Origin of the sequence: Microbulbifer sp. TYP-18 (assembly GCF_040932045.1) — a bacterium.
Classification (GTDB): domain Bacteria; phylum Pseudomonadota; class Gammaproteobacteria; order Pseudomonadales; family Cellvibrionaceae; genus Microbulbifer.
In genome coordinates, this window is sequence record NZ_JBFRBC010000005.1 from 104,967 (window position 1) to 121,312 (window position 16,346).

The 16,346-nt window shown below is 60.0% G+C and carries 14 protein-coding genes; 5 read left to right on the forward strand and 9 right to left on the reverse strand.

Features of this window, described 5'->3' with window-relative positions:
* Nucleotides 1-56: 56 nt before the first annotated feature.
* From ABVT36_RS07045 to ABVT36_RS07060, 4 genes are all read right to left on the reverse strand, one after another.
* A complete protein-coding gene (locus tag ABVT36_RS07045) occupies nucleotides 57-689 on the reverse strand; it encodes a glutathione S-transferase family protein (RefSeq protein WP_368455927.1) in 633 nt (210 codons plus the stop codon).
* Nucleotides 690-1,100: 411 nt separating this feature from the next.
* On the reverse strand, nucleotides 1,101-2,966 hold the full coding sequence (locus tag ABVT36_RS07050; protein WP_368455928.1) for a monovalent cation:proton antiporter-2 (CPA2) family protein: 1,866 nt from the start codon (nucleotides 2,964-2,966) through the stop codon (nucleotides 1,101-1,103).
* A 24-nt stretch (nucleotides 2,967-2,990) separates the two neighbouring features.
* Nucleotides 2,991-4,301 carry a cation:proton antiporter gene (locus ABVT36_RS07055; RefSeq protein ID WP_368455929.1) on the reverse strand — a complete coding sequence of 437 codons (1,311 nt, stop codon included), beginning with the start codon at nucleotides 4,299-4,301 and terminating at the stop codon, nucleotides 2,991-2,993.
* 76 nt (nucleotides 4,302-4,377) lie between these two features.
* On the reverse strand, nucleotides 4,378-5,238 hold the full coding sequence (locus ABVT36_RS07060) for a pirin family protein (protein ID WP_368455930.1): 861 nt from the start codon (nucleotides 5,236-5,238) through the stop codon (nucleotides 4,378-4,380).
* A 181-nt stretch (nucleotides 5,239-5,419) separates the two neighbouring features.
* Here ABVT36_RS07060 and ABVT36_RS07065 point away from each other — a divergent pair, with 181 nt between their 5' ends.
* The 4 genes from ABVT36_RS07065 (at nucleotide 5,420) to gstA (ending at nucleotide 8,634) form a co-directional block, all read left to right on the forward strand.
* Complete coding sequence (locus ABVT36_RS07065; RefSeq protein WP_368455931.1) at nucleotides 5,420-6,307, forward strand: LysR family transcriptional regulator; 888 nt, start codon at nucleotides 5,420-5,422, stop codon at nucleotides 6,305-6,307.
* Between the two features lie 126 nt (nucleotides 6,308-6,433).
* Entirely contained in the window at nucleotides 6,434-6,832 is a 399-nt protein-coding gene (locus ABVT36_RS07070; RefSeq protein WP_367150076.1) for a DoxX family protein, read from the forward strand.
* 113 nt (nucleotides 6,833-6,945) lie between these two features.
* Nucleotides 6,946-7,917, forward strand: coding sequence for a glutathione S-transferase family protein (locus tag ABVT36_RS07075; protein WP_368455932.1), 972 nt, complete (start codon nucleotides 6,946-6,948; stop codon nucleotides 7,915-7,917).
* Between the two features lie 102 nt (nucleotides 7,918-8,019).
* Nucleotides 8,020-8,634, forward strand: a complete 615-nt coding sequence (gene gstA, locus ABVT36_RS07080; RefSeq protein ID WP_368455933.1) for a glutathione transferase GstA — start codon at nucleotides 8,020-8,022, stop codon at nucleotides 8,632-8,634.
* Here gstA and ABVT36_RS07085 read toward each other — a convergent pair.
* Both ABVT36_RS07085 and hexR read right to left on the reverse strand, forming a co-directional pair.
* Nucleotides 8,622-9,881, reverse strand: a complete 1,260-nt coding sequence (locus tag ABVT36_RS07085; RefSeq protein WP_368455934.1) for a multidrug effflux MFS transporter — start codon at nucleotides 9,879-9,881, stop codon at nucleotides 8,622-8,624. The two genes, gstA and ABVT36_RS07085, sit on opposite strands and share 13 nt — an antisense overlap.
* Before the next feature lie 155 nt (nucleotides 9,882-10,036).
* Nucleotides 10,037-10,888 (reverse strand): transcriptional regulator HexR, encoded by an 852-nt coding sequence (gene hexR / locus ABVT36_RS07090; RefSeq protein WP_367150081.1) that lies wholly within the window; start codon nucleotides 10,886-10,888, stop codon nucleotides 10,037-10,039.
* A gap of 179 nt (nucleotides 10,889-11,067) precedes the next feature.
* Between hexR and uvrD the strand changes: the two genes are divergently transcribed.
* Complete coding sequence (gene uvrD / locus ABVT36_RS07095; RefSeq protein ID WP_368455935.1) at nucleotides 11,068-13,263, forward strand: DNA helicase II; 2,196 nt, start codon at nucleotides 11,068-11,070, stop codon at nucleotides 13,261-13,263.
* Nucleotides 13,264-13,387: 124 nt separating this feature from the next.
* On the opposite strand, the gene ABVT36_RS07100 is transcribed toward uvrD, so the two are convergent.
* The 3 genes from ABVT36_RS07100 to rpoZ form a co-directional block, all read right to left on the reverse strand.
* The gene (locus ABVT36_RS07100) at nucleotides 13,388-13,771 is read right to left on the reverse strand and encodes a RidA family protein (RefSeq protein ID WP_367150083.1); all 384 of its coding nucleotides are present in this window, start codon (nucleotides 13,769-13,771) and stop codon (nucleotides 13,388-13,390) included.
* Between the two features lie 143 nt (nucleotides 13,772-13,914).
* On the reverse strand, nucleotides 13,915-16,032 hold the full coding sequence (gene spoT, locus ABVT36_RS07105) for a bifunctional GTP diphosphokinase/guanosine-3',5'-bis pyrophosphate 3'-pyrophosphohydrolase (protein ID WP_368455936.1): 2,118 nt from the start codon (nucleotides 16,030-16,032) through the stop codon (nucleotides 13,915-13,917).
* A 43-nt stretch (nucleotides 16,033-16,075) separates the two neighbouring features.
* The gene (gene rpoZ / locus ABVT36_RS07110) at nucleotides 16,076-16,342 is read right to left on the reverse strand and encodes a DNA-directed RNA polymerase subunit omega (RefSeq protein ID WP_367150085.1); all 267 of its coding nucleotides are present in this window, start codon (nucleotides 16,340-16,342) and stop codon (nucleotides 16,076-16,078) included.
* Nucleotides 16,343-16,346: the final 4 nt, after the last annotated feature.

Consider the following 16,346-nt stretch of genomic DNA (forward strand, 5'->3'; position numbering starts at 1 on the left):
TAAAAAAAGGCCGGCAACTTTTTATTGCCGGCCTTTTTTATGGGGCAAAAACGAAATCAGGCCTCGCTGGTTTCCTTCACCAGTTCAGCGTCCAGTTGCATCGCCCGTTTCAGCGCCGGACGTTCCTCCAGCCGCGCAAAATACTCCACAAACTCGTCGCGCTTTTCCATTGTGCCGAACTGCATACCCCAACCGATATGGGAGCCTAAATAGACATCGGCTGCGGTAAACCGGTCACCGGCAATATAGGGGTTGGCTTTCACCGCCAGTGACAGAGTGTCCAGGGCATGCGCACAGGTGCCATAACCCAGCATCCTTTGCTTTTCTACCGCCGGCTCTCCGTCGAATACCTTCCGGTTGGTCAACGCCGACTCCAGCGGCCCGGCGGCAAAGAAAAGCCAGCGGTAGTAATTCGCTTTTTCCTCCACAGTTTGCGGCAGCAGCCCGGCTTCGGGAAATACATCCGCCAGGTAGGCGCAGATGGCCGCTGTCTCGGTGATCACATTGCCATTGTGGACTATCGCCGGCACCTTACCCATCGGGTTGATAGCCAGATACCCGGGGGATTTCATCTCTGTGTCGTAGGCCAACACCTCAGTTTTGTAGGGCGCGCCCACCTCCTCCAGCATCCAGCGCGCGATACAGCCGCGGGACTGGGGGTTGGTATAAAAAACCAATTCCTGGTTCATTATTCTTTCCTTTTCCTGGTTAATTTATCGGGCACCTGGATTTTGGCATTGACAGAAAACCCGGACAATGGGGATGTCACTATCCGGAACGCGGGCAAACCGCTAACGCCTGCAACTTTTAGGGTACAGCTAGCAGGCTGTTGAAATTCGAAGAATTTCGATGCCTGCTACCGGAATATGGATGTTCCGGCAAAATTGGCGACGCCTAAGTCGTTGATTTTGGGAGAAAAGTGAAAATCACATTTTTCGCTTTTCGTGTGTTGAAAAAGGCAGGATGCCTTTTTCAACAACCTGCTAGGAAGCGTACGGCATTTTACCGGGTGGGTTCCACACTATACCGAAAGCTTCGTCGACACTAAAAGTTGAGGCAGTACAAGTTTATTCCCGCGCCGGTGGAGTCAAAAAACCGGGTTAGGTTCCCGGCTTCGCATCTTTGTCAGCGGGTGGCGACTGATCCCAGTAGTGATCCAGGTGCAGATCCTTGTCGCGCCGGTCCTCGCGCAGCGCCTGCAAAAGCTGCTCCCGATAGACCCGGGTGCGTGCCGGTAGGCGTGATTCATCGCGCCAATAGGGGAACAGGGACTCTAGCATTTGCTGATCGTGTTGTTTGAACTTGCGCGCCGCCCGACGCGCCTGCCACTTGCTCAGGCCCAGGAGTTCCAATGCCTTCTCGCCGATGGCAATGGCGGAGTCCACGGTTTCGCGAAAGATGTATTGGACCCCGGCCTCCATCAGCGCATATTGGTGCATGCGGTTGCGGGCCCGGGCCAGGATGGTCAGATGGGGAAAGTGCCGGCGCAATTGCGCGACAATCTCCAGTGATGCCGCCTGGTCGCTCAGAGTAAGGATTGCCAGCCTGGCGTTTTTTGCACCGGCGGCCCGCAGCAGATCGCTGCGCGAGGCGTCGCCATAGTAGGCCTTGATCCCGTAGCGGCGCACCAGATCCAGCTGGGAGGCATTGCGCTCCAGCAGGGTGGTGTTGAAACCACAGGCATTCAGCAGGCGGCCGGCGATCTGACCAAAGCGGCCGTAGCCGATAATAATTACCGGTGAATCTCCCTGCGGCGGCGTTTCGTCTCCGGGCTCTTTGTCACCGTCGGGTCTTTGGTGACGGGGCTGAATGGCCTGCTCGTAGATCAGCAGCAAAATGGGGGTGATGGCCATGGACAGAGCGATAACCGCGATCAGCAGATTGCCACTGGTGCTGTCTATGACATTGTTCTGCGCCGCGAAGGACACCAGTACAAAGCCGAACTCCCCCGCCTGGGCCAGTGCCAGGGCGAACAGCCAGTCCTCGCCCCGGGTCATCCCCGTCACCCGTGCCAGCGAGTAGAGTACGGCAAACTTTACCGCCACCAGCATCACCACCAACACCAACAGCAGCATTGGATAGGCCGCCATCAGAAGAAAGTTCACGTTGGCGCCGACCGCGATAAAAAACAGGCCCAGCAAAAGGCCTTTGAACGGCTCTATGTCCGCTTCCAGTTCGTGGCGGAATTCGCTTTCCGCCAGAGTGACGCCGGCGAGAAAGGTGCCGAGCGCCGGCGACAGATCGAGCCAGCTCATGGCGGCAGCGGAGCCCACCACGATCAGCAGTGAGATAGCCGTGAACATCTCCCGCAACTGACTGCCGGCGATCAGGCGCAGTACCGGGCCCAGTAAGTAACGGCCACCCAGCGCAAATGCCGCCATGATACCCACCAGAGCCATCGCATAGCGCCAGCCGGAGAGGCCGTGGTGGTCGGTGGCGACACCGCTGACGGCCAGCAGGGGCAGCAGGGCCAAAATGGGGATGACCGCTATATCCTGAAAGAGCAACACCGCAAAGGCGCCACGGCCACCCTCGGTGCGCAGCAGTTTCTTTTCACTGAGTGACTGCAGGACAATAGCGGTTGAAGATAACGCCAGGATCATGCCTACGGCGGTGGCACTGCGCCAGTCCTGTCCGAACAGAAGTATTGCCAGTGCGGCGATGACCGCCGCAGTGGCCAGCAACTGCGCACTGCCGGTACCGAGAATGGCGCCGCGCATCTGCCACAGTTTGCGCGGCTGCAGTTCGAGACCGATCAAAAACAGCATCAGCGCCACGCCGAATTCGGCGATATGCATTTCCTCGCTGGTGTCGCCCACCAGGCTCAGCCCAAAGGGCCCTATGACCACTCCCGCCAGCAGATAACCCAGTACCGAACCCAGACCCAGCCGGGTGGCCAGGGGCACCGCTATGACCGCCGCTGAGAGATAGATCACCGCCTCTATCAGAAATCCGCTGTGTTCCATGCTGTCTGCCGATGGGTTTTGGAATTATGACCGCGTTTTTGTTTGTTTTGCCCCTTCAGCACTCTGTTCCGGTTCGACGATGGCGCTGCTGCGGCGAATAAGAGGAGCAATGGTGGAGCCCTGTACAACGATGGAGAAGAGTACCACGCCGTAGGTCATCACCACCCACAGGTGGCGCACATCCTGGCCTTCGATATACGCATAACCCTCGGGAATCGCCAGCGCCAGAGCCAGCGCCAGGCCGCCGCGCAGGCCGCCCCAGATAAGGATGCGCTCACTGTAGGGATGGTACTTGCGGCGGCACTTGAGCAGAGTGAAGGGGATACTGACGGCGGCGGTCCGACCCAGGAGAACGATCACGATCGCCACCAGGATCAATATGTAATCGAAGGGGTTGAGGTTGATCGTGATGAGAAAGAGCCCCACCAGTAAAAACAACAAGCCGTTGAGAAAGTCCTCGGTGATACTCCAGAAGTTATCCAGCTCGCGTTGACTCATCCGGGAAAAGCCCCGCTCGCGGGTGAAGTTGCCGATGATGATGCCGCTCACCACCATCGCCAGGGCGCCGGACACCCCCAGCAGGTTGGCCAAAGAAAAACCCGCTGTGGGAATGACCAGCGTCAACAGCAGCTCGAGGCTGTGATCATCGGTGGCGCAAATCAGTAAGTGGAACAGGGTGCCGATAAACAGCCCCATGAGCACGCCGCCCACGGCCTCTACGGCGAACAACTGCGCCACGGCCGACACCGTGGGCTCCTCACCCCCAAAGGCCAGTGCGTAAATAACGGTGAAAATCACCAGGCCGAAGCCGTCGTTGAACAGCGACTCCCCCTCCACCTGAATCGCTATCTGCTCAGGTGCCTTCAGGTTTTTCAGAATGGCCAGTACCGCAATGGGGTCAGTGGGTGAAATCAGGGCGCCAAACAGCAGGCAGTACACCAGGCCCACCGGCAGGCCGACCCACTGCAGGAACAGGTACAGCAGCGCCCCCACCACTAGGGTGGAAATCAGTGTGCCCGCTATGACCAGCAAACTGATCTCCAGACGCTGGTTGCGCAGCATGTGCAGGTCGATATGCAGGCTGCCCGCAAACAGCAGAAAACCCAGCATACCCTTGAGCAGCAGGTCTTTCAGGTTCATCAGTGGCAGCAACTGGTCGGCCCAGGTGTGGAGTTCAACCAGGCCCAGTTTGCCCATCCCGGTCACCAGCAGCGACAGCGCCAGGGCGCCGGCGGTGATGGCGATGGTACTTTGCGCCCGCAGTACGTACTGGTTGAGAAATCCGAGAAAGACCGAGATAGCCGCGAGAAAACAAAAGGTGTAATAGACTTCCATCCCGTAGGTGTACCTCGCGCTGATCGGGTTTGGACGGCATGCGGGCCGGACCGCGTATGGGCGGGCCGGCGGGCGGTCAGTCGGTGAGGGTGCCGTCGTGGTAGTCGCGCAGAGCCTGCTCGATTTCCTCGCGGCTGTTCATCACGAAGGGGCCATAGTGCACCACTGGCTCCCGCAGCGGTCGGCCGTGCAGCACCAGCAGCCCCGCCCCCTTGTCACCGGCACGCAATTGTAGTGCCTGGCCCTCTCCATACAAGAGCATATTGCTGCCTTTGACGGTGCCGAGCCCGGTTTCAAGGGCACCCTGATATACGAACACCATGGCATTGTGTGCGGACGGCAACGGCAGGCGGATCGTAGCGCCGGGGCTCAGGCGAAAGTCGGCAACCGCTGCCGACTCCTGCAGGGCTCCACTGTGGGCCCTTCCCCCAATGGTCCAGTGGCCCGCAATCAGGCGGGCCAGGGAACCCTGCTGGTCTAGTGGCAGTTGGGGAATCTCCTCGGCCTGGATGTCGCGCCACTTCGGGCTGTCCATCTTGTGGGCGGCGGCCATATTGATCCAAAGCTGGAAGCCGTGCATGCCGCCCTCTGCCACTGAGGGCATCTCGGAGTGAATAATTCCGCGCCCGGCGCGCATCCACTGGGCTCCCCCCGCCGACACCTTGCCTCGATTGCCCAGGTGGTCCCGGTGCTCAAATTCGCCCTTGAGTAAATAGGTGAGGGTTTCAATACCGCGGTGAGGGTGCGGCGGAAAGCCGGCGATATAGTCGTCCGCCTGCTCCGAGCGGATCTCGTCGAGCATCAGGAAGGGGCTGAACGCCGGGTCCTGAAAGCCGTCCACCCGCTGGATCTTCACCCCGGCGCCATCCGCCGAAGCCCGGCTGGCCAGACTGTGCACCAGCGGACGCACTTCGGGGCCGCGTTCTTTAGTCTGCATAGATACCTCTGAGAACGATTACTGACCCAGTATAGGCCGATCAAATAGATAAAAAACTGCAAAAAAAGCGAGCTTATGTTCGATTTATTTGATCAATCGCGCTATATAATGTCCTGACCCGGTAGTTGCGTGTTGAGGTCGATACGCACCGGGTTACGGATGCGGGCGAGAGGGGTGTGAAATGGCGAAAGTGACGCTGGAGCAGTGGCGAATGTTTCAGTCGGTGGTGCAGTACGGGGGTTTTTCCCAGGCCGCAGAGGCGGTACACAAGAGCCAGTCTTCCATCAATCACGCCGTGCACAAGCTGCAGCAAAGCCTGGGGATAGCGCTGTTGGAAGTCCGCGGCCGCAAGGCGGAACTCACCGATGCGGGGCGCATTCTGCTGGCGCGCGCCGGCGGTCTGCTGAGCGAGGCGGAATCCCTGGAGGCCGTTGCCAGCAGCCTGGCCAGTGGCGAAGAGGCGCTGTTGACGCTGGCGGTGGACGTGATCTTCGATTACGACTGTTTGTTTGATGCCGTGGAGCAATTCGCTTCCCGTTTCCCCCATACGCGGCTGGAGCTGCGCGAGACGGTGTTGTCGGGGGCGGAGGAATTGCTGTTGCAGCAGCAGGCCGATTTTATACTGTCGGCGTGGATACCCCAGGGCTTTGTGGGGGAACCTGTGACAAAGGTACGCTTTCTACCGGTGGCGCACCCGGACCACCCCCTGCATCACCTGGGTCGGCCGGTGACGCGCAAGGATTTGAAGTCCAGCCGGCAGATAGTGCTGCGGGACTCCGCCAGCAGGAATCGTCAGGACGCCGGCTGGCTGGGTTCCGACCAGCGTATCACTGTCACCAACGTGCAAACCTCAGTCGAACTGATCGAGCGCGGCCTGGGCTTCGCCTGGCTGCCGGAGACCCGCATTCGCGACTCACTGTCTGCGGATCTCCTGCTGCCGCTGCCCACCGAGGAGTCCTGGGGGCGCGATGTCACTGTGTATCTCGTCTTCGCGGACAGTGACAAAATCGGGCCCGCGGCCAGCTTTCTCATCGACACACTGCGCCGGGGCTTGGGCAGCATGGCGTAATCCGTCGGCGAAAATCGAAAGGTATTTGCGAAAAAATGCAGTTTTTTTCTCACTGAGCAAAACTAAACTGCCCGCCCTGGGCTGGCATTCACTAACTGGCTGTTTTTTCTGTGCGAGGACCAAGCGATGAATAACCCCGTTTTGTGCGATGTCTCTAAATTGATCGGCCGGGTGCTGATTTCCCTGATTTTCATTTTGTCGGGCTGGGCCAAAATCGGCGGCTATGCCGGCACCCAGGCCTACATGGAATCCGCAGGTGTACCGGGCATATTGCTGCCGCTGGTGATCCTGGTGGAACTGGGCGGGGGGCTGGCGATTCTGTGCGGCTTTTTCACCCGCTGGGTATCCCTGCTGCTGGCCGCCTTCTGTCTGCTGAGCGCCGCGCTGTTTCACTATGTGCCGGACGACCAGATGCAGATGATCGCCTTTATGAAGAATCTCGCTATCGCCGGTGGATTCCTGATACTGGCCTGCTCCGGTGCCGGGGGCTACAGCCTGGACCAGCTGTTCAGCCGCGACAAGTAACAAACCACGGACACACCCTGCCGTGGACTTGCGCGGATGCATAGTCCGCGGGCTTCGTGCGCCGGTCAATTTTGTGCCCCTGGGTCATCGCTTCAACATAACTGGAGGTGGAGATGGGCTTACTGGTCAATGGTGAATGGCAGGACCGCTGGTATGACACCGGCACTAGCGGGGGGGAATTCGTGCGCGAAGCGGCGCAGCTGCGCAACTGGATCACCGCCGATGGCAGTGCCGGACCCAGCGGCAGAGGCGGTTTTGCCGCCGAGCGGGACCGCTACCACCTGTATGTGTCACTGGCCTGTCCCTGGGCGCATCGCACACTGATCTTTCGCCAGCTCAAGGGCCTGGAGGATCTGGTCGGTGTCTCGGTGGTGAGCCCTTACATGCTGGAACATGGCTGGACCTTTGCGGAAGAGGAGGGCAGTAGCGGGGACCAGCTGTTCGGGTCCGCTTATCTGTATCAGATCTACACCCGCAACCAAGCCGATTACAGTGGCCGGGTAACCGTGCCGGTACTGTGGGACAAGCAGGGTCAGTGCATTGTCAGCAATGAGTCCTCGGAAATCATCCGCATGTTCAACGAGGCCTTCAACGGGCTGAGCGGCAATGGGGATGACTATTATCCGCAGGATCTGCGCGGCGAAATTGAAGCGACCAATGCGGTCGTCTACGACAATGTCAACAACGGTGTTTACCGGACCGGTTTCGCCACCACACAACAGGCCTACGACGAAGCCTATGGGCGGCTGTTCAGCACGCTGGAACAGTTGGAACGCCGGTTGGCGGACAACCGCTACCTGTGCGGGGACAGTGTCACCGAGGCGGACTGGCGGCTGTTCACCACCCTGGTCCGTTTTGACCCCGTCTACCACGGTCACTTTAAATGCAACAAGCAGCGCCTGGCCGACTACCCGAATCTGTGGGGCTATGTGCGCGAACTCTACCAGTGGCCCGGTATTGCCGAAACGGTGGATTTCCACCATATCAAGACCCATTATTACGCCAGTCATGCCACCATTAACCCAACGGGTATAGTGCCCAAAGGCCCGGAACTGGATTACTCGGCGCCCCACCGGCGCGGCTGATGTCATCGCGAACCGGTCGGCACACCTGCGGGCTCCCGCCAAAGGGTCAATGCCTCGACCGTCACCAGTGAAGGTTACTGATTTGTTTGGAGGATAACGCCGATGAAACTCTACTATGCCCCTGGCGCGTGTTCCCTGGCGCCCCATATCGTTGCCTGTGAAGCGGGAATAGACCTCGATCTGTGCAGGGTGGACCTGCGCAGCAAGCAAACAGAGGAGGGGGGCAGCTTTCTTGAAGTCAACCCGAAAGGCTATGTGCCGGCGCTGCGCTTCGACGACGGCGAGGTGCTGACCGAGGGGCCCGCCGTCATGCAGTTTCTCGCCGACCTGAAGCCCGACAGCGGCCTGGCCCCGCCCGCCGGGAGCCGGGCGCGCTACGAACTGCAGGCCTGGTTGAACTACCTCTCCACAGAAGTCCACAAGTCCTTCCTGCCACTGTTCTGGAATGGCTCCGAAGAGGAAAAACGCACCGCGCTGGAAAGGCTGAACGAGCGATTCACCTATATCGAAAGCCAGTTGTCCGGCGAGTATCTGCTGGATGGAAACTTTACCGCCGCGGACGCTTATTTATTTACGGTGACCAACTGGCTCGACCGGCTGCACATAGATACTGAGGGTTGGCCGCGGTTGCGTGCCCTGCAGGAGCGGGTAGGGGAGCGCCCGGCGGTCATGGAGGCGCTCCGGGCCGAGGGACTGCTTCCCGCTCAGTCGGAGTGAGCCGCCAGCGAGGTGCCTGCCTTGGGGTCCGCCACTACTATGGGTTCACGCGTCCGGGCGACGAACAGGGCCAGTCCCAGTGCCACCGTGGCGCAGGCGAACATAGTGGCGGCAATGGGTACCAGGGTACCCGTATGTAACCGGTTGGCGACCCCACCCAACAGCCCGCCGGCGATAAACAGGCTGGCGCCATAGAGGGCGTTGGCACTGCCGCTGATCTTGGGGAAGAATTCCAGATAGCAGGCGGCCGCGTTGGGCGCGGTTATGCCGATACAGGCCACCACCAGCACCAGTGGAACCATCCACAGAGCTATCTCCCTGGCACCGGTCAGGGTTCCCAGCAGCAACAGGCCACAGCCCAGCAGTTGCAGGAAGATACCCGCCAACAGTATCCGCCGCGGGGCAAAGAACTTCAGCAGACGGATATTGATCTGCACCATCACAATCAGTGCCGCAACACAGCTGCCAAAGAACAGCGGGAAGTGACCCGCAGACACTTCAAAATACTCCATAAACACGAAAGGGGCGGTGGTTACGTAGATAAACATGGAGCTGCTGACAAACGCCTGGGCGCCGAGAAAACCCAGTGCCCGCCGGTTGCTCAGCACCCGCCCGTAGCTGCGCACCAGCTCTGCAATGGGTTTCCTCTGTCGCCTGGCGCGGAGAAAGGGGGACACGGTTTCCGGCACCAGTTGTCGCACCACCAGGATCATGGCGGTGGCATACAGAAGCAGAAACACGAAGATACTCTGCCAGCCGCTGAAGGTCAGCAGTACCGAACCGATCACCGGTGCCAGTAGTGGCGCCATCAATATCATGGTGCTGATGATGGAGATCACCTTAGCGGCGTCGCGGCCGCTGTATAGATCCCGCACTATGGCGGCGCAGATAACGGTTGCAAAGCCGCCGCCAACAGCCTGCACCAGGCGCAGGGCGACCAGCTGATTTACCTGGGTGACGAATAGTATCGCCAGTGTGCTGAGGAAAAAAATACCCAGCCCGATAGTGCCTACAGTGCGGCGCCCCCAGCGATCCGACAGGGGGCCGCCCAACAGCTGGCCGAGCGCGAAGCCCAATAGATAACTGGAGATTGAATGCTGGACTTGCTCCACCTCGGTGCCGAGAACCGAGGCCATAAGTGGAATCGCCGGCAGATAGGTATCTATTGCGAAGGGCGTAAGTGCCACCAGCACCGCCAGGTAGGATGCCAGCCAGGGGGGTGCATGTTTCTCAGCAAACGGCGACATAAAACTCGGTGGCCTGGAAATAAAGGCGGCAGCAGACGTGGACTGAACCGCGCCGGACGGAGGGATATTCGCGGCAAGGCGCGAATGGCAGGTATTGTGGCACGATTTTTGCCCGGAGTAAAGTAGCCCGTCGGTGCCCGGGCGCTGGTGGCGGTTTAATTTTCCTCGCGCAGCGTGTGCAGGCCCCGCTTCAGCTTCATCAGGTGGTCCTGCAGCTGGGTGCCCTTGCGCTGGGCGACGCCAATGGCGAGGGTGTCTATCACTACCAGGTGGGCGATGCGTGATGACAGAGGGGTATAGATTTCTATGTCCTCTTCCACGTCCACTTCCAGGGGAATAGAGGATCGCACCGCTACCGGCGAGCCACTGGGTGCCAGACCGATGACCGTGCCCCCCTGTTGTTTGACCATTTCGATGGAGTGCAGCAGGGCCCTGGTGCGGCCGCTCTGGGAAATCGCGATCACCACGTCGCCCGGTTCCATCGACATGGCGGACATATTCTGCATATGGTGGTCCGAGTAAGCCGCTGTGGCCAGTTGCAGGCGGAAGAACTTGTGCTGGGCATCCGCCGCCACCGCCCCGGAGGCGCCGAATCCGAAGAACTCCACCCGCTTGGTGGCTGCGATTGCGGCCACTGCGGCCTCCAGTGCGCGATTGTCCAGGGTGTCACGCACATTGAGCAGGGTGTCGACGGTGGAATCAAACACCTTGCGCTTGTACTCAGCGATGGTGTCGGTCTCGGTCACCGCTATCTGGCCGAAACTGGGGCTGGATGCCAGCTGCTGGGCCAGGTTCAGCTTGAACTCCTGAAATCCGGAGCAGCCCACTGCGCGGCAGAACCGCACTACGGTGGGTTCGCTCACCTGGGCCTCGGTGGCCAGGTCCACGATGCGCATATGGATGATTTCATTGGGGTTGGCGAGGATGTACTCCGCCACCTTGCGTTCCGATTTGCGCATGGAGGACAGCTGTTCACTGATTTTCTGCGTGACTTCTGCCGGTTTCACGATACTTCCTTCTGAACTCCTGACGGCGCAGTGTAGCTGCTGCCAACCCGGCTGGCGAGCCGTGGTGCCAGGCCCTGGGCGGGCGGCGGGAGACGAAGCTTCCAGGATTGAGCCGGCAGTGAGAGTTACCTGTTTATTTGCACAGGTATCCGCTGCGGGCTCTGTTACAATCGCCGCCCATGGACGTATCTCAGATTCTCGGCCCTCTCAACGACGCCCAGCGCGAGGCGGTGGCGGCCCCGCCCGGCAACCAGCTGGTATTGGCCGGTGCCGGGTCCGGCAAAACCCGTGTGCTGGTGCACCGTATCGCCTGGCTGATGCAAGTAGAGGGCGCCTCGCCTTTCTCCTTGCTGGCGGTCACCTTTACCAATAAGGCGGCGCGGGAAATGCGCGCGCGCATCGAAGAACTGTTGGGGGTGAACACTTTTGGCATGTGGGTGGGGACTTTTCACGGTCTGGCGCACCGCTTGTTGAAAGCCCACTGGCAGGAGGCAAAGCTGCCGCAGAATTTCCAGATCCTGGATTCCGACGACCAGCTGCGACTGATCAAACGGGTACAGGACGGCCTGGGTCTGGACGAAAAGAAGTGGCCGCCGCGGGAGACCCAGTGGTGGATAGGTACGCAGAAGGATGAGGGACGGCGCCCGCAGTATATCCAGCCCGGCGCAGATCCCTGGCTGCGGACCATGGTGGATATCTACATTGCCTATGAGGAGGCCTGTCAGCGTGGGGGACTGGTGGATTTCGGCGAGTTGTTGCTGCGCGCCCACGAATTGTGGCTGAACAACGATGCGGTACTGGCCCACTACCGGCGCCGCTTTCCGTTTATCCTGGTGGATGAATTTCAGGATACCAACACCATCCAGTACGCCTGGCTGCGGTTGCTGGCCGGGGACCAGTGCCATATCACCGCCGTGGGTGACGACGACCAGTCCATCTATGGCTGGCGCGGTGCCAAGATCGAGAATATCCAGCACTTTGGCAGGGATCTGCGCGATGTGCAGACGGTGCGCCTGGAGCAGAATTACCGGTCCACCGGTACCATCCTCAAGGCCGCCAACGCGGTTATAGAACACAACGCCGGCCGCCTGGGCAAGGAGCTTTGGACCCGGGGGGAGGACGGTGAGCCTATCGCGGTTTACGCCGCCTATAACGAACAGGACGAAGCGCGTTTTATCGTCGAGCATATCAACGATTGGCTGGGGGCTGGCCACCGCCGCGATAGCATCGCCATTCTCTACCGTTCCAATGCCCAGTCGCGGGTACTGGAAGAGGCGCTGCTGCGGGAGCAGATGCCCTACCGCATCTATGGCGGCCAACGATTCTATGATCGTATGGAAATCAAGAATGCGCTGTCCTACCTGCGCCTGATCGCCAATCGCGACGACGATACGGCTTTCGAGCGGGTGGTAAACACACCTACCCGGGGTATCGGTGTGCGCACCGTGGAAATGGTGCGCGCCTCTGCCCGCGAGCAGGGCTGCTCCCTCTGGCGGGCCGCCAACCTGATGTTGCAGCAGCGCCTGCTGGCGGCCCGCGCCGCTGGCGCCCTGCAGGCATTCCTCGATCTGATCAATCAGTTGGCGGCCAATGCGCAAGACAAGTCCCTCGATGCCATCGCCGAGGATGTGATCGAAACCAGCGGCCTGCTGGATTTTCACCGCAGGGAAAAGGGGGAGAAAGGCCAGACCCGTGTGGAAAACCTGCAGGAACTGATCAGTGCCTGCCGGGCATTCGATGGCCTGGACCTGGCGGAAAATGACGAGGAGCGCCCGCTGCTGGACCAGTTTCTGGACAGTGCGGCGCTGGATGCGGGAGAGGGGCAGGCGGATGAGTTTGAGGATGCGGTGCAGCTGATGACCCTGCACTCCGCCAAGGGACTGGAGTTCCCCCTGGTGTTTATGGCCGGGGTGGAGGAGAACCTGTTTCCACACAAGATGTCGGCGCAGGAGCCGGGCCGGATGGAGGAGGAGCGGCGCCTCTGTTACGTGGGCATCACCCGCGCCATGCAGAAGCTCTATATCACCTACGCCGAAAACCGGCGCCTGTTCGGCAGCGAAAGCCACAATAGCCCGTCTCGTTTTATCGGTGAGATACCGCCGGACCTGGTTTGTGAAGTGCGGCTGAAAACCGAGATTTCCAGGCCACTGTTCAATCCGGATTACGGCAAAGTGGGACGCTTGTCCGATCCGCCGCCGGACTTCGACGACCTGCCGCCACTGGCCCTGGGGGGGCGTGTGGAGCACCCCAAGTTTGGCGAGGGTACTGTGGTACAGTTCGAGGGCAATGGCCCGCGCGCGCGGGTGCAGGTTAATTTTGACGATGCCGGCAGTAAATGGCTGGTGGTGACCATGGCAAAGCTACAGCCACTGTAAAGGCTGCAGAAAAGATGTGTCTGGCTGAGCTGCCCTGCCTTTGGCAGTGCGGCTATTGCAGACGGTGATGATCCGGGCTGGGGATAAATTGTGCTTCGGAGGCACAAAGCAGGGTGGCCCCAGGTCAGATCACCAGGACCCCTTCCACTTCAAACAGGGCACCTTTGGGCAGCTCATTGACACCAACGGCGGCGCGCGCAGGAAACGGCTCCTCAAAGAACTCCTTCATAACTTCATTTACCGCCGAGAAATTCTTCAGGTCGGTGAGATAAAGATTGAGTTTGACGACACGGGACAGGGAGCCGTTGGCCGCTACGCAAACGGCTTCCAGGTTGCGAAACGCCTGGCGCGCCTGCTCGGTGAAGTCGCTGGATACCATTTCCATGGTCTGGGGGTCCAGGGGAATCTGCCCGGAGAGATAGACGGTGTTATGCACTTTAACGGCTTGCGAGTAGCTACCGATTGCGGCCGGTGCCAGGTCGGTTTTAATCACAGCGCGATTAGGCATGGTTGACTCCGATGCTTGGTGGCAGGGAAAGCGGGTCAATATAGCGCGTTCGGGCGGTGTTGGGGAGATCAAGAAAGAGAGATTGCCCCGAATGTAGTGATTTTGTCTGGGTGGGGCCTGTTGCGGTGCTCGCCCCAAAATGCTCAGGGGCGCGCGATACGTATCACCGCCGGCAGGTTGCGCAGTCGTTTCATCACCCGGGCCAGATGAACGCGGTTTCTCACTTCCAGAGTCATGGCGATGACACTGTTGTGCGCGTCCTTCTCATCCACGTGAATCTGCTCAATACTTGCCCCCTCTTCGGTGATGCGGGTGGCGAGCCGGGCGATGATGCCGCGCTCCGACTCCACTTCCACACGCACGTCGCCGAGAAACTCCCCTTTCACGTCCGGCGACCAGTTCACCGCCATGATGTTTTCCGGGTGTTCGCGGAAATCAATGGTGTTGCGGCAGGTGTCCCGGTGAATCACCACCCCCTTGCCGGAGCTGATATGGCCGATGATGGTGTCGCCGGGAATGGGCCGGCAACAGCGGGCGAAGCTGACCAGCATGCCCTCCTGCTCATCGATGGTGAGCGGCGAGGAAATGTTGCTGGCCTCGCTTTCGCGGCTGTCCACAGGTACCAGCAGTTTGGCCGCGGAAAACGCCACTTTGTTACCGAGGCCGATTTCCTCCAGCAGCTTCTCCAGAGTTGCGCACTTGGTTTCCTGCAGACCCTGCTGCAGCTGCGACTCCCCCAGTTGCTCCAGGCTGGTATCAAACTTGCCCAGCGCCTTTTGCAGCAGCCGCCGTCCCAGCGCAACGGAGTCGTGGTGGCGCTGGTGTTTGAGATAGTGGCGGATGGCGCTGCGCGCTTTGGCGGTGACCACAAAATTGAGCCAGTTGGGATTGGGCTGGGCATTCTTGCTGGTCAGTATCTCCAGCTTCTGGCCGCTCTGCAGCGGCTGCGACAGGGGCGCCAGGCGCTGGTTGATGCGCACCGCCACACAGGAGTTGCCCACATCCGTATGCACCGAATAGGCAAAGTCCACCGCCGTGGCCCCGGCGGGTAGATCGATGATTTCGCCTTTGGGGGTGAAGACGTAAACCTCGTCGGGGAACAGGTCTATCTTCACATTCTCGATGAATTCCAGCGAATCGCCGGCGCGCTGTTGCATTTCCAGTAAACCCTGCACCCAGCGCCGCGCGCGCACCTGGCTGGTGCCGCCGGTGTTGACCACCTCGTCGCCGGAGGCCTTGTACAGCCAGTGTGCGGCGATACCGCTGTTGGCCATTTCGTCCATTTCCTTGGTGCGGATCTGTACCTCGATGGGCACCCCGTGCATGCCCAGCAGCACCGTGTGCAGCGACTGATAACCGTTGGATTTGGGAATGGCGATATAGTCCTTGAACTCGGAAATCACCGGCTTGTACAGATTGTGCATAACACCCAGTGCCCGGTAGCTGGTGTCCACGCTGTCGACGATGATGCGAAACGCATAGACGTCCATGATTTCCCTGAACGACTTCTTCTTGGCGCGCATCTTCTGGTAAATACTGTGCAGGTGCTTTTCCCGGCCTATCACCAGGGCGTCTATCCCCTCCCGCTGCAGGCGTACCTCAATGGCGTTCTGGATTTTTTCCAGCAGCTCCTTGCGATTGCCCCGCGCGGCCACCAGGGCGGCGCGCAGGCGGCTGGCGCGCAGAGGATAGATGGCGAAAAAAGCCCGGTCTTCGAATTCAATGCGGACATCGTTCATACCCAGGCGGTGGGCGATAGGTGCGTAAATCTCCAGCGTCTCGCGGGCGATGCGCACCCGCTTGTCCGGTTTCAGGGCGCCCAGGGTACGCATATTGTGCAGCCGGTCGGCCAGCTTGACCAGAATCACGCGGATATCCCGCGCCATGGCCAGGGCCATCTTCTGGAAGTTTTCGGCCTGTTTCTCCACCGGGCTGTCGGTTTCAAACTGGGTCAGCTTGGAGACGCCGTCCACCAGTTCCGCCACTTCTTCGCCGAACTGCTCCGCCAGGGCCGTCTTTGGAATACCGGTATCCTCGATGACGTCGTGCAGCATGGCCGCAGCCAGACTCTGGTGGTCCATGTGCATGCCGGCGAGGATGGTGGCCACGGCCAGGGGGTGGGTAATGTAGGGTTCGCCGGAGCGGCGCTGCTGACCGTCGTGGGCCTGCTCAGCATAGAAGTAGGCGCGGCGGACTATTTGGATCTGATCGGGTGGCAGGTAGGAGGAGAGGCGGTGGGCCAGACTGTCGATGGTGTGCAAAGCCGTGCGCGCCTCTCTCGGTAAACCGCTCAGTTGAGAAAAGTTACAGGTCCTGGTCGGATAGATAGACCGGGGCGGCAACCGCCTGCATGGGGGACTGTTCCTCTTCCGGCTCGTCGAGAATGGCCGCGTCGATTAGGCCCTCCTCGATTTCCCGCAGAGCGATCACCGTCGGCTTGTCGTTCTCCTCCTGAATCAGAGGGTCTTTGACGCCAGAGGCAATTTGGCGGGCGCGCTTGCTGCCCACTATGACGAGTTCGAAGCGGTTGTCGACGTGTTCGAGGCAATCTTCAACGGTGATACGTGCCATAAAC